Source organism: Pseudanabaena sp. FACHB-2040 (genome assembly GCF_014696715.1).
Taxonomy (GTDB): Bacteria; Cyanobacteriota; Cyanobacteriia; order Phormidesmidales; family Phormidesmidaceae; genus JACVSF01.
The window spans coordinates 169,409-186,804 of the sequence record NZ_JACJQO010000013.1; the positions used below are offsets into that span (position 1 = coordinate 169,409).

Annotated in this window: 14 protein-coding genes; 7 read left to right on the plus strand and 7 right to left on the minus strand. The window is 55.0% G+C overall.

Annotation, left to right across the window (positions count from 1 at the left end):
* Positions 1-30: 30 nt before the first annotated feature.
* Positions 31-858, plus strand: coding sequence for an ABC transporter permease (locus tag H6G13_RS16540; RefSeq protein WP_190484928.1), 828 nt, complete (start codon positions 31-33; stop codon positions 856-858).
* 36 nt (positions 859-894) lie between these two features.
* Here H6G13_RS16540 and leuA read toward each other — a convergent pair whose 3' ends face one another.
* Complete coding sequence (leuA, locus tag H6G13_RS16545) at positions 895-2,580, minus strand: 2-isopropylmalate synthase (protein WP_190484689.1); 1,686 nt, start codon at positions 2,578-2,580, stop codon at positions 895-897.
* 745 nt (positions 2,581-3,325) lie between these two features.
* Between leuA and H6G13_RS16550 the strand changes: the two genes are divergently transcribed.
* A complete protein-coding gene (locus H6G13_RS16550) occupies positions 3,326-3,946 on the plus strand; it encodes a glutathione S-transferase family protein (RefSeq protein ID WP_190484691.1) in 621 nt (206 codons plus the stop codon).
* A gap of 105 nt (positions 3,947-4,051) precedes the next feature.
* On the opposite strand, the gene H6G13_RS16555 is transcribed toward H6G13_RS16550, so the two are convergent.
* From H6G13_RS16555 to H6G13_RS16565, 3 genes are all read right to left on the minus strand, one after another.
* On the minus strand, positions 4,052-6,412 hold the full coding sequence (locus H6G13_RS16555) for a PhoD-like phosphatase (protein WP_190484693.1): 2,361 nt from the start codon (positions 6,410-6,412) through the stop codon (positions 4,052-4,054).
* A 124-nt stretch (positions 6,413-6,536) separates the two neighbouring features.
* Complete coding sequence (locus tag H6G13_RS16560; RefSeq protein WP_190484695.1) at positions 6,537-7,103, minus strand: DUF4126 domain-containing protein; 567 nt, start codon at positions 7,101-7,103, stop codon at positions 6,537-6,539.
* 140 nt (positions 7,104-7,243) lie between these two features.
* Entirely contained in the window at positions 7,244-7,780 is a 537-nt protein-coding gene (locus tag H6G13_RS16565) for a pyridoxamine 5'-phosphate oxidase family protein (RefSeq protein WP_190484697.1), read from the minus strand.
* A 152-nt stretch (positions 7,781-7,932) separates the two neighbouring features.
* On the opposite strand from H6G13_RS16565, the gene H6G13_RS16570 reads away from it, so the two are divergent.
* Together H6G13_RS16570 and H6G13_RS16575 are read left to right on the plus strand one after the other, a co-directional pair.
* Positions 7,933-8,604 carry a CIA30 family protein gene (locus H6G13_RS16570; RefSeq protein ID WP_190484700.1) on the plus strand — a complete coding sequence of 224 codons (672 nt, stop codon included), beginning with the start codon at positions 7,933-7,935 and terminating at the stop codon, positions 8,602-8,604.
* Positions 8,605-8,731: 127 nt separating this feature from the next.
* Positions 8,732-9,853, plus strand: a complete 1,122-nt coding sequence (locus H6G13_RS16575) for a glycosyltransferase (RefSeq protein WP_190484702.1) — start codon at positions 8,732-8,734, stop codon at positions 9,851-9,853.
* A 50-nt stretch (positions 9,854-9,903) separates the two neighbouring features.
* Here the strand turns inward: H6G13_RS16575 and dnaN are convergent, their stop codons facing one another.
* Positions 9,904-11,043: a DNA polymerase III subunit beta gene (dnaN, locus tag H6G13_RS16580; RefSeq protein ID WP_190484704.1), complete on the minus strand. Its 1,140-nt coding sequence runs from the start codon at positions 11,041-11,043 to the stop codon at positions 9,904-9,906.
* 491 nt (positions 11,044-11,534) lie between these two features.
* A complete protein-coding gene (gene dnaA / locus H6G13_RS16585) occupies positions 11,535-12,932 on the minus strand; it encodes a chromosomal replication initiator protein DnaA (protein ID WP_190484706.1) in 1,398 nt (465 codons plus the stop codon).
* A 546-nt stretch (positions 12,933-13,478) separates the two neighbouring features.
* Between dnaA and H6G13_RS16590 the strand changes: the two genes are divergently transcribed.
* Together H6G13_RS16590 and def are read left to right on the plus strand one after the other, a co-directional pair.
* Entirely contained in the window at positions 13,479-14,705 is a 1,227-nt protein-coding gene (locus tag H6G13_RS16590) for an HhoA/HhoB/HtrA family serine endopeptidase (protein ID WP_242028367.1), read from the plus strand.
* Between the two features lie 29 nt (positions 14,706-14,734).
* Positions 14,735-15,283: a peptide deformylase gene (def, locus tag H6G13_RS16595; protein ID WP_190484708.1), complete on the plus strand. Its 549-nt coding sequence runs from the start codon at positions 14,735-14,737 to the stop codon at positions 15,281-15,283.
* 74 nt (positions 15,284-15,357) lie between these two features.
* On the opposite strand, the gene H6G13_RS16600 is transcribed toward def, so the two are convergent.
* On the minus strand, positions 15,358-16,752 hold the full coding sequence (locus H6G13_RS16600; protein WP_190484709.1) for a collagen-like protein: 1,395 nt from the start codon (positions 16,750-16,752) through the stop codon (positions 15,358-15,360).
* Positions 16,753-17,031: 279 nt separating this feature from the next.
* On the opposite strand from H6G13_RS16600, the gene H6G13_RS16605 reads away from it, so the two are divergent.
* Entirely contained in the window at positions 17,032-17,388 is a 357-nt protein-coding gene (locus tag H6G13_RS16605; protein WP_242028368.1) for a hypothetical protein, read from the plus strand.
* Positions 17,389-17,396: the final 8 nt, after the last annotated feature.

A 17,396-nucleotide genomic window follows, 5' to 3' on the forward strand; every position in this document is an offset into this window, starting at 1 on the left:
TTGAGAATTAAAGAAAATTTACACCTGCTGATTGTGGCTGATACTCTTTCTGGCGTGGCCAGGTCTGCGCCCAAGTCCTCTCTCCAAACCCTCTGGGGCGACACATTGACGGTATTTTGGGGAGACTGGCTAGACTTACGAGTACGGATTCCCCAAGTAGCCGCTTCAGGGTTGGTATCTCCGCTAATCTACATTCTGGCCTTTGGCTTAGGCCTGGGCAGCGCCATTGACCAAGTAAGCACTCCTAGCGCCGGAGACACTTACCTGGAGTTTATTTTGCCGGGCATGGTGGCCCTGTCATCTATGGTGATTAGCTTTGGCGGCACCACATTTTCGATCTGTGGTGATCGGCTCTTCACCAAGAACTTTGAGGAAATGCTGCTCTACCCTATCAACCCACTGGCGCTGCACCTGGGCAAAATGCTGGCCGGTATTGTGCGCGGCATGATGACGGCAGCTTCTGTGATTTTGGTGGCGGTGCTGTTTACCGGCAAGGTTTGGAGTTTTTTGAATCCGCTTTTTTTACTGCTGCTGGTCTTGAACTGTGCCGTGTTTGCAGGCTTAGGCGTGATTGTGGGCCTCAACGTTAAGTCGTTGGAGAGCGTAGGCCTGTTTAACAACTTTTTGATCGTGCCGATGTCTTTCTTGGGCGGCACCTTCTTTGATCCGGCGACGTTGCCGACTGCGCTTAAGGTGATTGTTTACCTGCTGCCGCTGACTTACACCACGGTCGGTCTGCGGGCGGCAGCTTTTTTACCGCTGTCAGAGTTTCCCTGGTATTCCTTTCCGATTTTGCTGGCGGTTGCAATCGCACTTGCCTTTGTCGGAGCCTACCAGTTCTCTCACCAACAAGACTGATTAAAGGCGCTGCGAGCAGCGCCTTTAATTAAGGCCCTAGCGGGCCAAGAGTTGCTGGCGCACCCTCGGCTCAAGCGCCCTCAAGCCCCGGTTGGTAGCGCTGAGCAGGGCCAGCAAAGAGGCCGTCACAATACTGCTGTGAATACCCACACCGTGGACAGTGCCCTTAAACCAGTCAGCGGTGATCTCGATGATTGCGATCGCATCGGCCCCACTGCCCTGGCTCAGCGCCCGCTCTTCATAGTGGTGAATCCGAATGCCCAGCCCCAAAGCGTGGACAAAGGCATCGATGGGGCCATTGCCAACCCCTTCAATGGTGACCGGCTGCCCCTCGCGCTCAACAGCGGCCATAATCGAGGGCTGATCGGCGTCATCGCGCCAGTGGTGCAGCACGTACTTAAAGGGATAGATCGCCTGCAAGTACTCCTGCTCAAACAGCTGCCACAGGTCAGCAGAGGTCATTTCCTTGCCGGTGGCATCCATCGCCTGCTGCACCACCTGACTAAACTCAATCTGCAGACGGCGGGGCAAGCTGAGGTGGTAGTCACGCTCTAGCAAGAAAGTAATGCCACCTTTGCCAGACTGGCTGTTGACCCGCACCACCGACTCATAGGAACGGCCCACATCCGCCGGATCGATGGGCAGGTAGGGCACCTCCCACAGTGCATCGGGCTGCTGCACTGCAAAGCCCTTGCGAATCGCGTCTTGGTGAGAACCCGAAAAGGCGGTGAAGACCAGATCGCCAACGTAGGGGTGGCGGGGATGAATCGGCAGCTGGGTGCAGTCTTCCACCGTGCGGGCCACTTCGTTGATCTGGGCAAAATCTAGGCCGGGGTGAATGCCCTGGGTATAGAGGTTCAACGCCAGCGTCACCAAATCCACATTGCCGGTGCGCTCGCCATTGCCAAACAGGCAGCCCTCAACTCGGTCAGCCCCAGCCAATTGCGCCAGTTCGGCGGCTGCGATCGCACATCCCCGATCGTTATGGGTATGCACACTCAGCACCACGCTGTCGCGGTAGCTCAAATGTCGATGCATCCACTCCACCTGATCGGCAAACCCATTCGGCGTCGAAACTTCTACCGTAGCAGGCAGGTTAATGATGGCTGTGCGATCGGGCGTAGGTTGCCAGACGTCCAGCACCGCATTGCAAATATCTCTAGCAAAGTCCAGTTCCGTCGCCGTGAAGGTTTCTGGCGAGTACTCAAAGCGCCAGTCTGTCTCTGGCTGCTCTGCCGCCAAATCGCCAATTAGCCGGGCTGCCGACACCGCCAAATCAATCGTGCCCTGCCGATCCAGGTTAAACACAGTGCGGCGAAAGACCGGCGAGGTGGCGTTGTAAACATGGACAATTGCCTTCTTGGCTCCTCTCAAAGACTCAAAGGTGGGGCGAATCAAATCTTCGCGGGCCTGAGTCAGCACTTGAATAGACACATCTGCAGGCACTCGGTCCTGCTCAATCAGCTGCCGCACAAAGTCAAAATCCGTCTGAGACGCCGACGGAAAAGCCACCTCAATCTCCTTGAAGCCAATCGCCACCAGCAACTCAAACATCCTCAGTTTGCGCTCCACCGACATCGGCTCAATCAAAGCCTGGTTGCCATCGCGCAGATCCGTACTCAACCAGACGGGAGGCTGCATAATGCTGCGACTGGGCCAAGTGCGATCAGCCAAGTCAACGGGCGCAAAGGCGCGGTATTTGGCTGCAGGATTAGTCAACATATTTGAAAAGTCCAGAAAGGGGTTTACTTCGATCTCGATACATAGGCGTGGCGAAGAGTGCGAAGGGGTTGCCAGGGTGCCACAGCAGCCAAACCTGACACCCCACCCACAGTCGCAGTCTCCAAACCAAGGGCGAAAGATAGAGCATTGCTAATCTCCAGAGTCGATTCTTATAGGAAAGCAGGAGCGAGATGGCAGGCTCTGTAAGGTGAACACGCCCGCCACAGAGTCGCCTAGGGGGCACTTGAGGCTACTTAAAATCTGTCTACAAGCCTCAAAGCCAGAGTGCAGCGGTTTCAACATCTACAGGCAGAACAGAATCTAGATGTCCTGCCTGGAAACCGTTTGACTATTCAGGGCAATCTGCCTTTATTTCAAAAATTATTTGCGCCCAAGGCGCAGCAGCAGCCCCAGCCCTAGTAGGCGGCTGGTCAGCGTGGAGAGAAGTAGCTGCTGGGTGGACATTACTTAAAAGTTTTGTAGCTAATCTGCATACTAGCCAGAGTCGGCCATTGCGTCAAGCGTAGATGGGAATAGGGAATTTTTGGGAAAATTTGATGGGTAGCAGAGAAATTTGGGTAAATGTGGATTGAGCGCTAGCGATCGCATCCCTGTCCCTACCCTATACCGATTGCGGAGTGGCTTTAAAACTGGAGGCAACTGTTAGAAGTTTCAGCTTCAGCAGTTAACGCTAGATTCTGTTCTCAAACCCAAGCAGCTTCACCCGTAGAATTTCTCTCGCACTATGTATCGTCTCTACGATTACCTGCCCTCGGGCAATGGCTACAAAGTCCGGCTGCTGCTCACCCAGCTCCAGATTCCCTTTGACTACGTTGAGCTAGATATTGTCGAAGGTGAAACCCGCACCGCTGACTATTTAACCAAAAACCCCAACGGCAAAATTCCGCTGCTAGAAGTGGCCCCCAACCAGTACCTAGCCGAATCAAACGCCATCTTGATGTACCTCAGTGAAGGCACCGACTACCTGCCGAGCGATCGGTGGGCGCGATCGCAAGTGCTGCAGTGGATGTTTTTTGAGCAATACAGCCACGAACCCAACATCGCTACCCCCCGCTTCTGGCTCAACCACCTGCCATCCCTTAACGACTACCAAAAGATTGCCCTGCCCTACAAGCAAGAACAGGGCTACGCTGCCTTAGACGTCATGGAGGTTCACCTAGGCCATCACCCCTTCTTAGTCGCAGAGCGGTACACCGTAGCCGACATCGCCCTCTTCGCCTACACCCACGTCGCCCCAGAAGGCAACTTTGACCTCAGCCGCTACCCAGCCATTCGGCGCTGGATCGAGCAGGTACAGCAGCAGGCAGGGCATATTTCGATTACCCAGGTGCCAGGTAAAGGGTAAAGGGGACGGGGAGATGCAGGAAGTTCAGGCTTTAGATTCTCTGCATTCTTATGCCCCTTGTCTTCGTGTTACCGCTCTCTTACCTCCCCGCCCTCCTCATCTCCCCTACCTCCTCGCGTCCTCGTCTCCAACCGGAGCCAAGGGACTGGCAAAGCGGCTACACACAATTTCCACCGATGCTCTAGTCGAAAACCAGTAAACGTTCTGAATCACGTTGCAGGCTTCTTGAGGATGCCCTGCCTCAAACTGCACCATAGACAGGTTGTTCAGGCCCACAACCTCTCGCCCGTCTTGGAACCAGCGGCGACCCCAGAACGGTAGAATCTTGAGCCAGCCAGGCTCCCCGTTTTCCTCGGGGTGGAGCAGCCAAGAAATGTTTGACCCAAAAGTGGGAATTTGGGCAGGCTGTCTCGGTATCCAGTCGAGCACGCAGGCCCAGTCTGGTTTATTGCGCTGGCTGGGCTGACGCAGCTGTGGCTTAGAGCACTCCTGCATGTGGGGGGGATAATGCCAGCCCAACCAGTAGCGGGTGCGCTCTGGCAGCAGCCACTGCTTGAGGCGGGTGTGGATCAGGCGGGTAAGGGTTTCTTCGTTTTTCAGGGGGCTGGAGGTCAGCTGAATCATGACAGCTGGGTCGGCAGATCCGGCATTTTGTTCGGTGAATGACAGGCGAACGGCAAAGCTGTAGTGAATATCGCCTGAGAGCACAACCAACTGCCGTCGCTGCTCAAACAGCCTGGTCAGAAAGGCAGCCAGTGCATCCGAAGGAATGTTCCAGGCATCGCCCACGTCGGAAGAAAAGACCTTGCCGCGCTTCAGCTGATATTCCTGCACCCAGTCAATCGCCTTGAGGCTAAATAGGTTGGTCGGCGAAATCACCAGGGTGATGCGCTGATCGGCAGGTTGGGGCTGGGCAGGGTGCGATGGCTTTTGTGGGTCAGTTTTCGAGCGTTGCAACAGCCCTTCCACCTGATCTTCCAAGGCCTGGTGAGAGAGGATCATCGGGGGCGCAAGCACGTCTCCATCGACCGGAAAGCCACGCCAGGTGCGGGTATCGAGCGCAATTACCTCATGGCACTCACTCTGCACTGTGTAGTACCAGGTCAGGGCCTTTGGATGGCGCTTCAGCACCCACATCGAGCCATCTTGGACAAATTGAGGCAGATGGGTGATGGGGTCAGTCGGCGGCAGGCCCAGGTATTGGGTAATGGCTCCATAGGCCAACTCATCGCTGCCGTGGGAGGCCGACCAGTCCTCGACGGCTTGAAGTAGCTTTGCGCCAGTCTGGTCTGCCTGAAACTGCCACGGAGTATTGCCCCAGCTTTGAAAGAGGGCGCAGGCAGTCAAGGCATTTTGCACGGTGCGCTGGCCCAAGGGCTGGCCTAGAACCCGCAGGCACCAAGACTGGTTGAGATTCCAGTCGTCGCTGACATCGTGATCGTCGAAGAGGGTATAGGTCGGCACGTTAGCCAGTGCCCGCCGAACCTTCCAAAGCGTGTGGGCAAACTGGCGCAGCAAGCCAACCTCGTGATTCCACTTGCGGCTGGCTTTGGCGCTGTCCATCATCACTTCGCCCTGGGGAAAGGCGGTAGGCCAGCAGATTGGAGACCACACTAGCAGGTAGGTGGCAAAAAACTCGCCCAAGCTCAACAGATGGCTGTTGACCTTGTCAGACTTGCCATCCATGCCTGCTGTAAAGCCGCCTTTATCGGTTGCGATCGCAGCCCGCTGCCCCGGCACCAGCTTGTGCGGTGGGGTTTGCGACTGTTTGCGCCGAGTAGTCGAGGGCGAATTAACCGGCAGGTCTTCCTTCCAGCCCAGCAGGGCATCTCCCAGGTGAGTTGCCGCCCACAGCAGCGGCTCAGCCACATCATCTCCATAGATCTGGTCGCCGGTGAGAAAGAGCTGGTGGGGTCGCTGGTGGGGCTGATGGGCATGGGCCTCGATCAGGCTATCTAGAATAGGCAGCGCATCGAAGCCGTCGCCGTGGGGTTTGCGGCAGGAGGCGTGGACCAGCCGCAGGTCTTTGAACTGTCGCGGCGGTAGAGCAAAGGTCGGCTTTTGGTGAGCAAAGTAGCTGATAGAAGGGGTTTGGTCACCTGGAGAAGTCGTGGCCTGTTCTAGCGAAATTGGCTGATCAGCAGGTGAATTCGCCTGAATTGGCTGGAACTGGAGATCGTAGGCATACAGTTTACCGCTTTGCAGGGCTGCGCCCACTGGCCTAGCGGTCACCGCAACCACATGCAGCTGCTGACCACAGGCAACGGTGCAGCCCTCTCCCAGCAGCAGCTTCTCACCCAGCTCCGCGCCCTGCTCTGTAGTTGCAAAAACCGCCAGCGTTACCCGACAAGCCGCTTTCAGCGCTAGCCAAACCGTCACCGCATCCGGTTCGGTGCGGCGCAGCAGGGGGCCTGCTAACACGAGCGGCCAATTTTCAAGGGAGGGATACCCATTGGGGTGATTCATACCGCCAGGGGTTCTGATGTATAAACAGGGGTCATTCCAGAATCTAGGTTAAACCCAGAGCCATCGTTCCCGATGCTAAAGCAAGCTGGACAAGACCCACATCACCAAAAAGATAGAAGCAGTCTCAACCGTCCCAGCGACGGCGCTTACGCTTACGCCTGCGGCTAAAGATTAAGTAGATCAGCACCGCCAGAATTACCAGAGCCAAAATCGGCACCAAAATGGCCAGCACCGACAACAGGGTAGAGCTAACCAGCTCAGCCAAAGACACCCCAACAGTACCGATAGGCCCAGCTGCCACCGTTGAGGCCAGTCGGGTCAAACCCATAAACGCCTCAGTCGTACCCGCCACCGTTCCCCCTGCCACCAAGGCCAAACTCCAGCGCAAAAAGGGATCGATATCTGAAGTGACTGCAGCCGTCAAAATTGTGCCCGCAATCGTCGCTAGCGGCAGCTCAACGGCATCCATCACGTTAGCGACTAGGGGAACGAAATAGACCAGGACTTCTAGGAGCGTTGCGATCGCAAATCCAATAATCGCCGCCGTACTTCCCATCCAAGCCATCTCTGGAGCCAGCTTGAGGTAGCCTGCATGAGACGCCACCCCCATCACCAAAAACGGCACCAAGATCCGAAACCCAGCAGCCGTACTGAGCCCAATTCCAACCGCAACGTGCAGCAGCGACTCCATAACGTTCCCAGCCAGTAAACAACAAGCACAGCCAAAATCACCTAACCAAGTCTATCCCCCCATCTCCCCCACCCTCCCTACCAACCTCCTACCCCCTTACCTATCCACCCCCTACTCCCTGCCCCCTCGCTCCCCTGCCACTACAGCCCCGGCAACTGATCCAAACTCCGGCTATTCTTCAGCTGCCGGTATTGCTCCAATCCCGCCTCACCCTTCTTCTCAGCCCACGACTCAATAACCTGGCGCTCCCCTTCAAAGCTATAGAGAGGCACCCCATTGCCGCAGGAATCGCTAATGCGCGTGACCTCAATGTGAATAATGGCCCGTGCCCCAGGAATCGCTTCAAAGTGCTCAAGGTAACGGTCAAAGTTTGCCGTTCCCAAGGAATAAACCCGGCCCAAACCATGAAATCGGACAATCTTGGGGGCACCTTCAAAAGCGCATAGCATAATCACAATGCGCCCGTTCTCCTGAAGATGGGCAATTGTCTCCACACCACTGCCTGTTAAATCCAGGTAAGCCACCTCATGGGGACCGAGCACTCGCAGAGAGTCTGTCCCCTTGGGCGAGCAATTTACGTGGCCTGCTGAGGCGGGCGCAGTTGCCACAAAAAAGATCTTTTGCTGCTCTACCCAGGCTCGCAGCTCAGGCGTAATTTCTGAATACAGTTTTCCCACGGCTGTTTCCTATAAAGCTCCCATTAAGATTTTGAACCGGTGTTGAGTGTATAGCCTGTAAGTCTCTATGGTCTACTGGTGCCCGCTGGCTTAGGACAGTCGCTCTAAAATGCTCCCCCTAAAATGGGAGGAAGTTACTACCTAGCTAAAAAATGTCCTCTTCTCCTCGTTCGACCTGGGATGCAGGCCGATTCCTGCAAACCCTCAACTTTTTTGACACTATCCCTGTCATTAGCTGCTTGCGCAAGATGTTTGGATCGACCTCGTCCCCTGCGCCGCCCGAGCCTCAGGCCGGAGTTTTGTTTGACTTTAGCCAGCCAACCCCCGATCTTGCACAGCTTTGGGGCGCTTTAGACGACGTTGTCATGGGCGGCGTCAGCGCCAGCGGCATTCGTCAGGAAGCAGAGGCCGCCCTATTTAGCGGCTACGTATCCACTGCCAACTCTGGCGGCTTTGCCTCGATTCGTACCCGCAACTTCGATCCACCCCTAGACCTGACAGAACACACCGGCCTACAGCTATATCTCAAGGGCGACGGCAATCGCTACAAATTTCTGGTGCGTGACGAAGACACCTGGGACAGTATCGCCTACACCCATTCTTTCGATACTGTTGCCGATGAATGGATCACGGTCCAAATCCCGTTTAGCCAGCTGATTCCCGTCTTCCGGGCCAAAACCGTGGATACGGCCCGTCCACTAGATCGAAGCCAAATCCGCTCGCTGCAGCTGATGCTGAGCAAGTTTGAATACGATGGAGCCCTCAATCCCCACTTTACTCCGGGCGCTTTTCAGCTTCGGCTGCAACGTATCGCCGTCTACTAACCCCTTACCCTCCTTTGTTACATGATGATTACCAAGCTCAGCCATATATCCCCCTTCAGACAGAGGTGCTTCCATGCCTAAAGGAACTTGTATATCTGAAGAGAACTTGCAAGAGCCTGGTATCAAAATGAACCCTACTCAAAAGATGTCATTACAGGCTATCGATTTAGTAGGTCCCTCCCAGCCTTTGGTCAGCCTAATCATCAACAACTACAACTACGCAGCCTTCCTCGCTGAGGCGATAGACAGCTGCTTAAATCAGACCTATCCTCGCATCGAAGTCATTGTTGTAGATGATGGCTCTCAAGACGGCTCTCCCCAAATCATTGAAAGCTACGGGGCAAAAATCATTCCCGTTCTCAAGGCAAATGGTGGACAAGCCTCTGCAATGAACAGCGGTTTCTCCGTCAGCGCTGGGGAGATCGTAATCTTTTTGGATGCCGACGATTACTTGATACCCAATGCTGTAGAGACCATTGTGGCGCGCTGGCAGCCTGAGACGGCCCAGCTTCACTACCGCCTTACAGTCGTCAATACAGAGGGGGAAGCAGTCGGGTTTTGCCCCTCACCCGGCGTTCAGCTAGCAACGGGTACAGTTTGGCCCATTCTTCTAAAAAGAGGTCGCTACCACAGCAATGTCACTAGCGGCAATGCGTTTAGCCGTTCTGCACTAGACAAGGTTTTGCCCATCCCAGAAACTGACTTTAGAATTGCTGCCGATGGTTACCTAGTAGGGGCAGTTCCATTTTGGGGAAGCGTTGCGGCTATTGAAGAACCGCTTGGGTGTTACCGCCAGCACAGCAGCAACGCCTGGTCTAATTCTCAATCTACAGAAGACCCTCAAAAGCTAGTGAAACGGCTGCGCTGGGCCTTGAAACACGACCTTCATCGCTATTACTGGATTCAGCACCAGGCCAAAGCGCTGGGTCATCCTACCCAGGAGAATCTGGGACTGCGGGATTACATGCATCTGATTGATCGGCTGGCATCTCTTCGCCTCGATCCAGAGCAGCACCCCTTCGCCTCAGATGCCTCCGCTGGAATCGCCCGCAAAGGCATTGGAGCGGTTTGGCAGCAAGACTGTCTGAGCACAGGCAGAAAGCTGGCTCTTTTGGGTTGGTTTGCGATCGCAGGTTTTATGCCTAGCCTATTTGCTACACCGACTATAGAGTGGTTCTTGTTGCCCACTTCGCGGCCTCAGTTCATTCAAAAAACCATCAGGGGCATTAAATCTCTGCGCGTCGCTTAACTGAAAAGCTGTTGCTGTAGAGAGGCAACTTTCTAGCCATCAGGAAGCCATCAGGATTTAATCTGCACAGGCATGACCAGATAGGTCATTTTAAGCTCACCTAGCGGAATCACCACTGAGGGGCTGATAGCAGAGTTGCACTGAAACTGCACATCGTTACTGGTGAAGGTCTTAAGCCCCTCCAGCAGATAGCGAACATTAAAAGCAATTTCCAGATCGTCTCCTGTGATTTGAGCAGGCATAACCTCTCGCCCGCTGCCCACTTCTTGAGCTTCTGCAGAGATAGCCAGAGTTTGTTGAGCGCTGTCGAGAGTCAGCTTAACAATGTCATTTTTCTGTCCGGCCAAGACCGCAATTCGCTCTAGACAGGCAATAAACTGGCGGCGATCGAGCGTCATCTGACGGATAAACTGCTTGGGAATGAGCTGGCGATAGTTGGGATATTGCCCTTCCAACAATCGGGTCGTCAGGCGTTGAAAGCCTAGCTCAAACAGCACTTGGGTTTGGTCAAACTTGAGGGAAACCGGGTTGTTGCTGCCGTAGCCCTGCAGCATTCGCTCTAGCTCCCGGAGAGCCTTTGCGGGCACCGTTACGTTCATGTTCATCGCCATAGCGGAGCTGTCGGGGGCCTCTTCCTTAGCCTGAACGACGGCTAGCCGGTGACCATCGGTAGCAGCAAACTCCAGCAGCTCTGGCCCAGATGTGAGATGAACGCCCGTGAGCACCTGCTTAGTCTCATCAGAGCTGGTTGAAAAGAGAGCCCCTCGAAGACCTTCTAGCAGCGCTTCGGCAGAGATTTCTGCCGCCTGTCCATCTTCAACTTTAGGCAGGGAAGGGTAGTCTTCTGCGCTCAGGCCCCGCACCTGGTACTTGCCGGAAGAAGAGGTGAGCGTAACCGCTGCCTCGTCTGCCTCTTCCTCCACTGTGATGTCTTCTCCCGGCAGGCGCGAGACAATATCGCCTAGAAGCTTAGCGGGCAGGGTTAAAGTACCATCGGCTTCAACCTGAGCCTCAAAACTGGTTTGAATTCCCATCGCTTCGTCAAACCCAACCAGAGATACCCGCTGGGTGCCACTATCGGCGCTGATCAGCACGTTGCCCAAAACAGGACGGCTCGGACGAGACGGAACCGCTTTGCTAACGAGAGACAACTGTGTATTGAGTTCGCTCTGGGCACAGACAAACTTCATAGCGCTCAGACTGGATAGGATTCTCACTCTGGATGCCAATGTAACACCTTGAGAGGGCACATCTATCTCGTTGCTTCATACCTCTCTGGTTAGAAAAGACTTTTCTACTGTCTTTTAAAAATTTAAAAGGTAGTAGTAGTAATAGGGGCTGTGGAATCTGTGGAAAAGACCGGGATCGGTTGGTACTAAGCCATTTTTTCTTAGGTCCTGCTGTGGATAACTTGTGGAAAAGAAAATAACTATTCCACAGGCCTCAGAAAGGCTGATGCTGTCTCCACAATTCCTATTCACTTCTCCCCAATCTTAGACCTCCTTTTCCACAGCTTTCCCTTGGTTTTCCACAGCTTTAGAAAGGCGTCTTAAGGAAAATTTAATATTTTGGCAATCTCTCTCAACTCTATTGAGGCTGAGCAGATGCGAATAAACCAAAAAAGACCGGCCTAGAACCGGTCTTTTTTTCTCTGTCAGTTTCGAGGGAGGGGGCCCCAGCGCTAGCGAGGCTGATTGGATAGGTTAATGCGATCGCTAATCTGCCGAATGGTCTGAGCCAGGCTAATATCTCGCTTGATCACCTGGGCGATTTTGTCACAGCTATACATCACGGTTGTATGGTCTTTGCCGCCAAACTCTTCACCAATTTTGGGCAAGCTCAGATCGGTAAGCTGGCGCATCAAATACATGCCAACCTGACGAGCTAAACTGATCTCCCGCCGCCGGGAACTGCTTTTTAGATCTTCAACAGAAATGCTGAACGCCTCTGAAACAGCCCCAATCACTGAGCTGGGCGAAGCATCAAATTTCTCCGCTGGGGGATTGAGGACTGGCATTAGGTTCTCTACGGTCATGGGTAGACCAGAGATAGAGGTGTAGGCAATAGAGCGAATCAGCGCCCCCTCCAATTCCCGAATATTGGTGGTGTAGACCGAAGCAATGTATTCAATGGCTTCGCGGGGAATGCGCACATTCTCGTATTCCGCTTTCTTTTGAAGAATGGCCATGCGAGTTTCAAAGTCAGGCGACTGAATATCAGCAATTAGGCCCATCGAAAAGCGAGAGCACAGCCGTTCCTGCAGGCGAGGGATTTGCTTAGGAGGTCGATCAGACGCCAGCACAATCTGTTTACCGGCCTCGTGAAGCGTATTGAAGGTGTGGAAAAACTCCTCTTGAGTGTATTCCTTGCCTTCAATGAACTGAATGTCGTCTACCAGCAGCACATCGACTTCCCGGTAGTGCTCCCGGAAAGTCTGCATACTGTCTTTGCGGATAGCAGTGATGAGATCGTTCGTGAATTGCTCGGTAGAGACATAAGACACTCGAGCGCAATCATCAATTTCTAGTCGATAGTGTCCAATGGCCTGCATCAGGTGGGTTTTGCCCAACCCGACCCCGCCACAGAGAAAGAGGGGATTAAATTCGCGGCCCGGCGATTCGGCTACAGCCAGGGAAGCAGCATGGGCCATGCGGTTATTTGAGCCCACCACAAACCGGGAAAAAACGGCTTTGGGATTGAGTTCGTTGTAGCGGCGATGCAGCTGCTTGGGGGGAGAGGTATCGCTCTGGCGCGGTAGCGAGGCCGGGCTGGGCCAGGTGACGTCAATGGCAGCAGCGGATCCAGCGCCGTCGCTGCTATCGCTGGCATCGCTGCCAACGATGACCTGAATGGTGATGGTTTGTCCTAAAATCTCGTTGACGACATTGGCAATCGTGTCAACATAGTGCTTCTGCAACCAGTTGCGGGCGAAGGGGTTGGGCGTAGAAATGACTAGCTCGTGCTCGTTGAGGGATTGAGCCCGAGCGGGCTTGATCCAGGTTTCAAAGGTTGGGCGGCTGAGCTGTGTCTGTAATCGGTCAAGTACCTCTTTCCAGAGCTCATCCAAAGCCTTCTCCACAGCAAACCTCCGAAATGAGTAGCCCCACAATCCCGCTTTGCGCCCTTAGCTAAATCCCGACAGAGGACTGGCGCTAATATTAGTCTCCAGAATGCCCCGGACTTACTAGAGTACTAGATATACCTCTGGAGATCAGGGATTGATACCGTATGTAGCGTATAACAACTGTGTTTCTCCCAATCCAGAGGGTCAGTGATCTTGTTCTGTTCCGGTAGCTCGCTTAGGGTAACGCTCTAGCCGACTCTGCCATAGCGCAAGCTGTCAGCACATCCGCCAAGATGTTGCTTCTGCGACAGCTCCAATGAGCTGGAACTCCCTTAGTCATCTTAAGGTCAGGGAGACAGAAAGGGAAATGTCTCGTGAGGTGGATGGACAGTCTTAGCGAAGCTGCCCACCTACGGCTGTGTAAGGGATTCAGTGTTTTGATGGGACATTTTCAGGGTAAGTAGAGAGTCCCTTCGATCCTGAGAGATCTCGCTACAGTTTCCTGACATATCTTGATATTTGTCTTGAGTTTGATGTGCAGTTGGAGGAAGGAGCTGAAAGATGTCACACTGCGATCGCACCCTATCCCGTTCCCGTTCTGCGATGCCGAGAAGGCACCGCTGGCGGCAGCTGATGACCGGCGCAATGTTAGCGTTGGCCAGTACTGGGGCTGTCGTAGCGGCTCAGCCCACGCCTGCTAGAGCAAGCCTAGAAGCCCCCATTCTGCTGAGCCAAGGTACTGGGCGGCTGCTAACGGGTCAAGGGACTAATTTTATTGCTGATGCCGTTGAGCGGGTTGGGCCTGCGGTGGTGCGAATTGATGCCGCCCGCACCGTGGTACGGCAAACCCCCAACATTTTCAACGACCCCTTCTTTCGAGAATTTTTTGGCGACTTTGGTATGGCCGGGCCGCCCTCCACACGGGTTGAGCGGGGCACCGGCTCGGGCTTTATCATCAGCGGCAGTGGCACCATTTTGACCAATGCCCACGTGGTACAGGGAGCCGATCAGGTCATCGTCACCCTACGCGATGGCCGCGAGTTTCGCGGTGAGGTCGTAGGCGAGGATCCAGTGACCGATGTGGCCGTCATCCGAGTCGAGGCAACTGGCCTGCCAACGGTTTCCCTGGGCAACTCCGAAACCCTGAGACCAGGGGAATGGGCGATCGCAATTGGCAACCCACTCGGCCTAGACAATACTGTTACCGCAGGCATTATCAGCGCTACGGGGCGCAGCAGCGCCCAGATTCGGGTGCCCGACAAGCGAGTTAACTTCATTCAGACCGATGCTGCCATCAACCCCGGCAACTCCGGTGGTCCTCTGCTCAATGAGCGCGGCGAAGTGATCGGCATGAACACGGCCATCATTGGCGGAGCCCAAGGTTTAGGATTTGCCATTCCCATCGAAACCGCCCGCCAGATTGCCGATGAGCTGATTGCCAAAGGCTATGCAGAGCATCCTTACCTCGGTCTGCAAATGCGTACCCTAACGCCAGAACTCAGAAACATTTTGAACAGCGATCGCCGCAGCAACATTCGGGTGCAGGCCAGCCAGGGTGTTGTTGTGCTGGGGATTTTGCCCAACTCTCCCGCCACTAGAGCTGGAATCCGGCCTGGAGACGTGATCCAGCAATTGGGTGGGCGCGCTGTCACCACGGCCGAAGCCGTGCAGCAGATTGTGCAAGAGAGCACGATTGGCCAGCCCATGCCGGTGGTGGTCAACCGAGGCGGTCAGTCAGTTACCGTCAACATCAGCCCCGCCTCGCTCCATGCCCAGACTCAACGCTAGGATGGGGACAATCGCTCAGCCCAGTCGCCATGTCAACCGAACGCCCGATTATCCAGCTTGGCAATCCTACCCTGAGGCAATTGGCTCAGCCCGTTGAGGCAATTGCCGATACCCAGGTGCAGCAGCTGATTGACGACCTCTTGTTGACGGTTCAGGCTGCCAACGGAGTTGGCATTGCTGCGCCTCAAGTGGCGCAATCTTTGCGATTACTGATTGTGGCTTCTCGGCCCAATCCTCGGTATCCCCAGGCCCCGGTCATGGAGCCGACTGCCTTAATCAACCCCCGGCTCATTGCTCACTCTGGGGAAACGGTTAAGGGCTGGGAGGGCTGCCTCAGCATCCCCGGCGTGCGAGGACTGGTGCCGCGCTATCGGGAGATTGAAGTCGAGTACTTAGACCGATGCGGTGCGGTGAAGCGAGTTGTCTGGACAGATTTTGTCGCCCGCATTTTTCAGCACGAATACGATCACCTGGAAGGCAAGGTCTTCTTGGATCGAGTTGAGAGCACGGCTGACCTGATGACCGAGCAGGAGTACAAGGTTAGAGTCCTGGGAGAAGGGGCTGACCTTGGGAGTTGAATGCTGGTTGAGGGCTATTCTTATTGGCCGATATTGAACCCAAGGTCAATGCCACCTTTAGTTTTGGCAGGCTGCTACAGGTTGCCTTGCCAGGACAGGGTCTGCTCCGCTGAATTGTCTGCCAGCGACCGGACTGCTCTTAGCTCTACTTGGGCCAGGGTGCCGCTGCGAAGTGCCTGCAGGCTGATGGGCAGTCTGCCCACGTCGACCACAAAGCGATCGCCCTCGCGGGTGACCAGTTCCTCGGGTACCCAGTCGTCGTAGCGTACGGTGTAGCGGGGGCGGCGGCTGTCACGGGGATCGTCGGTGCTGGTTCTGAGGGTGAGCCAAAACTGGGTGTTGAGGTAGGCTGATTCCTGGCCCAAATCGACTACGCTCAGCGACAAATCCCGGCCTGTCCCTTGGGAGGTGCCCCAGGCTAGCCGAGTAGCGTCACTAGCCAGCACTGCCGCTGTCACGGTAAAGGTGGTCACGTTGTCGGCTTGGAAGGGTTCTGCGGCAATCCAGACCTCTTCTGAGAAAGCTAGTCCTAATTCTCCTGCCTCACTAATTTCTGCGGTTACACCTGTGGTGGCAAACGTCGCTATTGATCGCGGGGCCTGCCAATCAACCTGCACCGCGCCTTCGATCCGGTCCCGGTAGGCTAAGTATTCGTCCCTAACAACCGAGCCAGGAGCCAACAGCGCGGCAGCTCCGGTTCTCACATCCCAGAGGTTTTTAGACAGCTGCACCGGTTGACTGACCAGATCTGCTAAGGGGCGCGTTAGTGAGGGCACCTCTGGTGGCAGGGGCTCAAGCTGGTTGACAATCCGCAGCTGCCCCGGCGAGCCATCTTGGCCATTTTGGCCAAAGCTGCCGTTGCTGCCGGAGCGGCCCGGACGGCAGGAAAAGTACTCGTCGCTGCAGCTGTAGTCGGGTGTGCCCGGTGTGCCAGTGCAGGTGCGAACGGACCAGTTGTTGCGATCGCACCAACACCCCGCCACCCCTTGGCCGCCAGTGCCCCCTCGACCTGCTCGTCCACCGCGTGCATCCACCGAAATTTGCCGCAGTGCGTTTGGGTCAGCATAGTAAACCAGGAGCGAGCCCCCCTCGCCGCCATTGCCACCTCGCCCACCACTGCCGCCGCTGCCGCCGCTGGCCGCCTCCAGGTTGTAGCGCACATCTCTAGGCTGAAAGCCACAGCTAGGCTGACCGCCGCGCTCGCCCGACTCTCCGTCTGACCCGTCGTCGCCAGCCAAATTGAGGTTGATGGGCCTGCCGTCGGCTGTCACGGATTGACTGGTGCCTGCACGCCCATCCTGGCCATCCCTGCCGCTGCGCCCAGAGCTGCCGTTTGTGCCAAAGCTCTGAAAATCAAAAGCCCAGGCTGGCGCGGCACACCGGACCCAGTTCCCCAGCGTCCCTGCGCCCGCGCCTGCGCCTGATAGCAGAACAGTAAACAGGATCAGCCCTAAAGATCGATTCCACATAAATTTATTAAAAGGGTTGCTTGAAAGGATTTATTGGAAGTTATCGAAAGGAGGACAGCGGGCGGGTCAGCACTCTACTGATGGGCATAAAAACAGCTCTGACATGCCCGTTGACCGGACCATTACTAGAAAAGTTGCTAAAAAATACTGTATAGAACAACGGTGAGCTAGAAAACTAGCCTATTCTGGATGCTCTGAATGCCTAGGCACCCTGTCGGACCAGTAAATTGATCAGAAATTTACCTCTGATAGGCTATGAGAACGACGGGAGGATGCGGTTTGTCTGCAAGTCAAGACCCCAAAATTGTCCGCCTTAATCTGCTGGACACCGACTATGCCAAAATTGCGGCAGGTGAAGCCATTCCAGAAGATAAGAAGCGGCGTTTGGCCCCCGATCACTACAATTTTGAGAAGCTGGGCAAACAAATTGCCCGCTATCGCTATGCCGATCTCGATCAGCAGGGATTAGACGACATTCTCTGCAGCATTGGTGTGACGGCAGACCTATTTACCCTGGCAGACCTAGAAGATATCAACGAGCGTTTGCGCCGCACTGGCCAGTTTTATTTAACAGAGGGCGAGCGCCAGCAGGTGATTAATTGGTTGCAAGATGAGCTTGGGGTGGAGTTGGTTTAGGTTGAAGC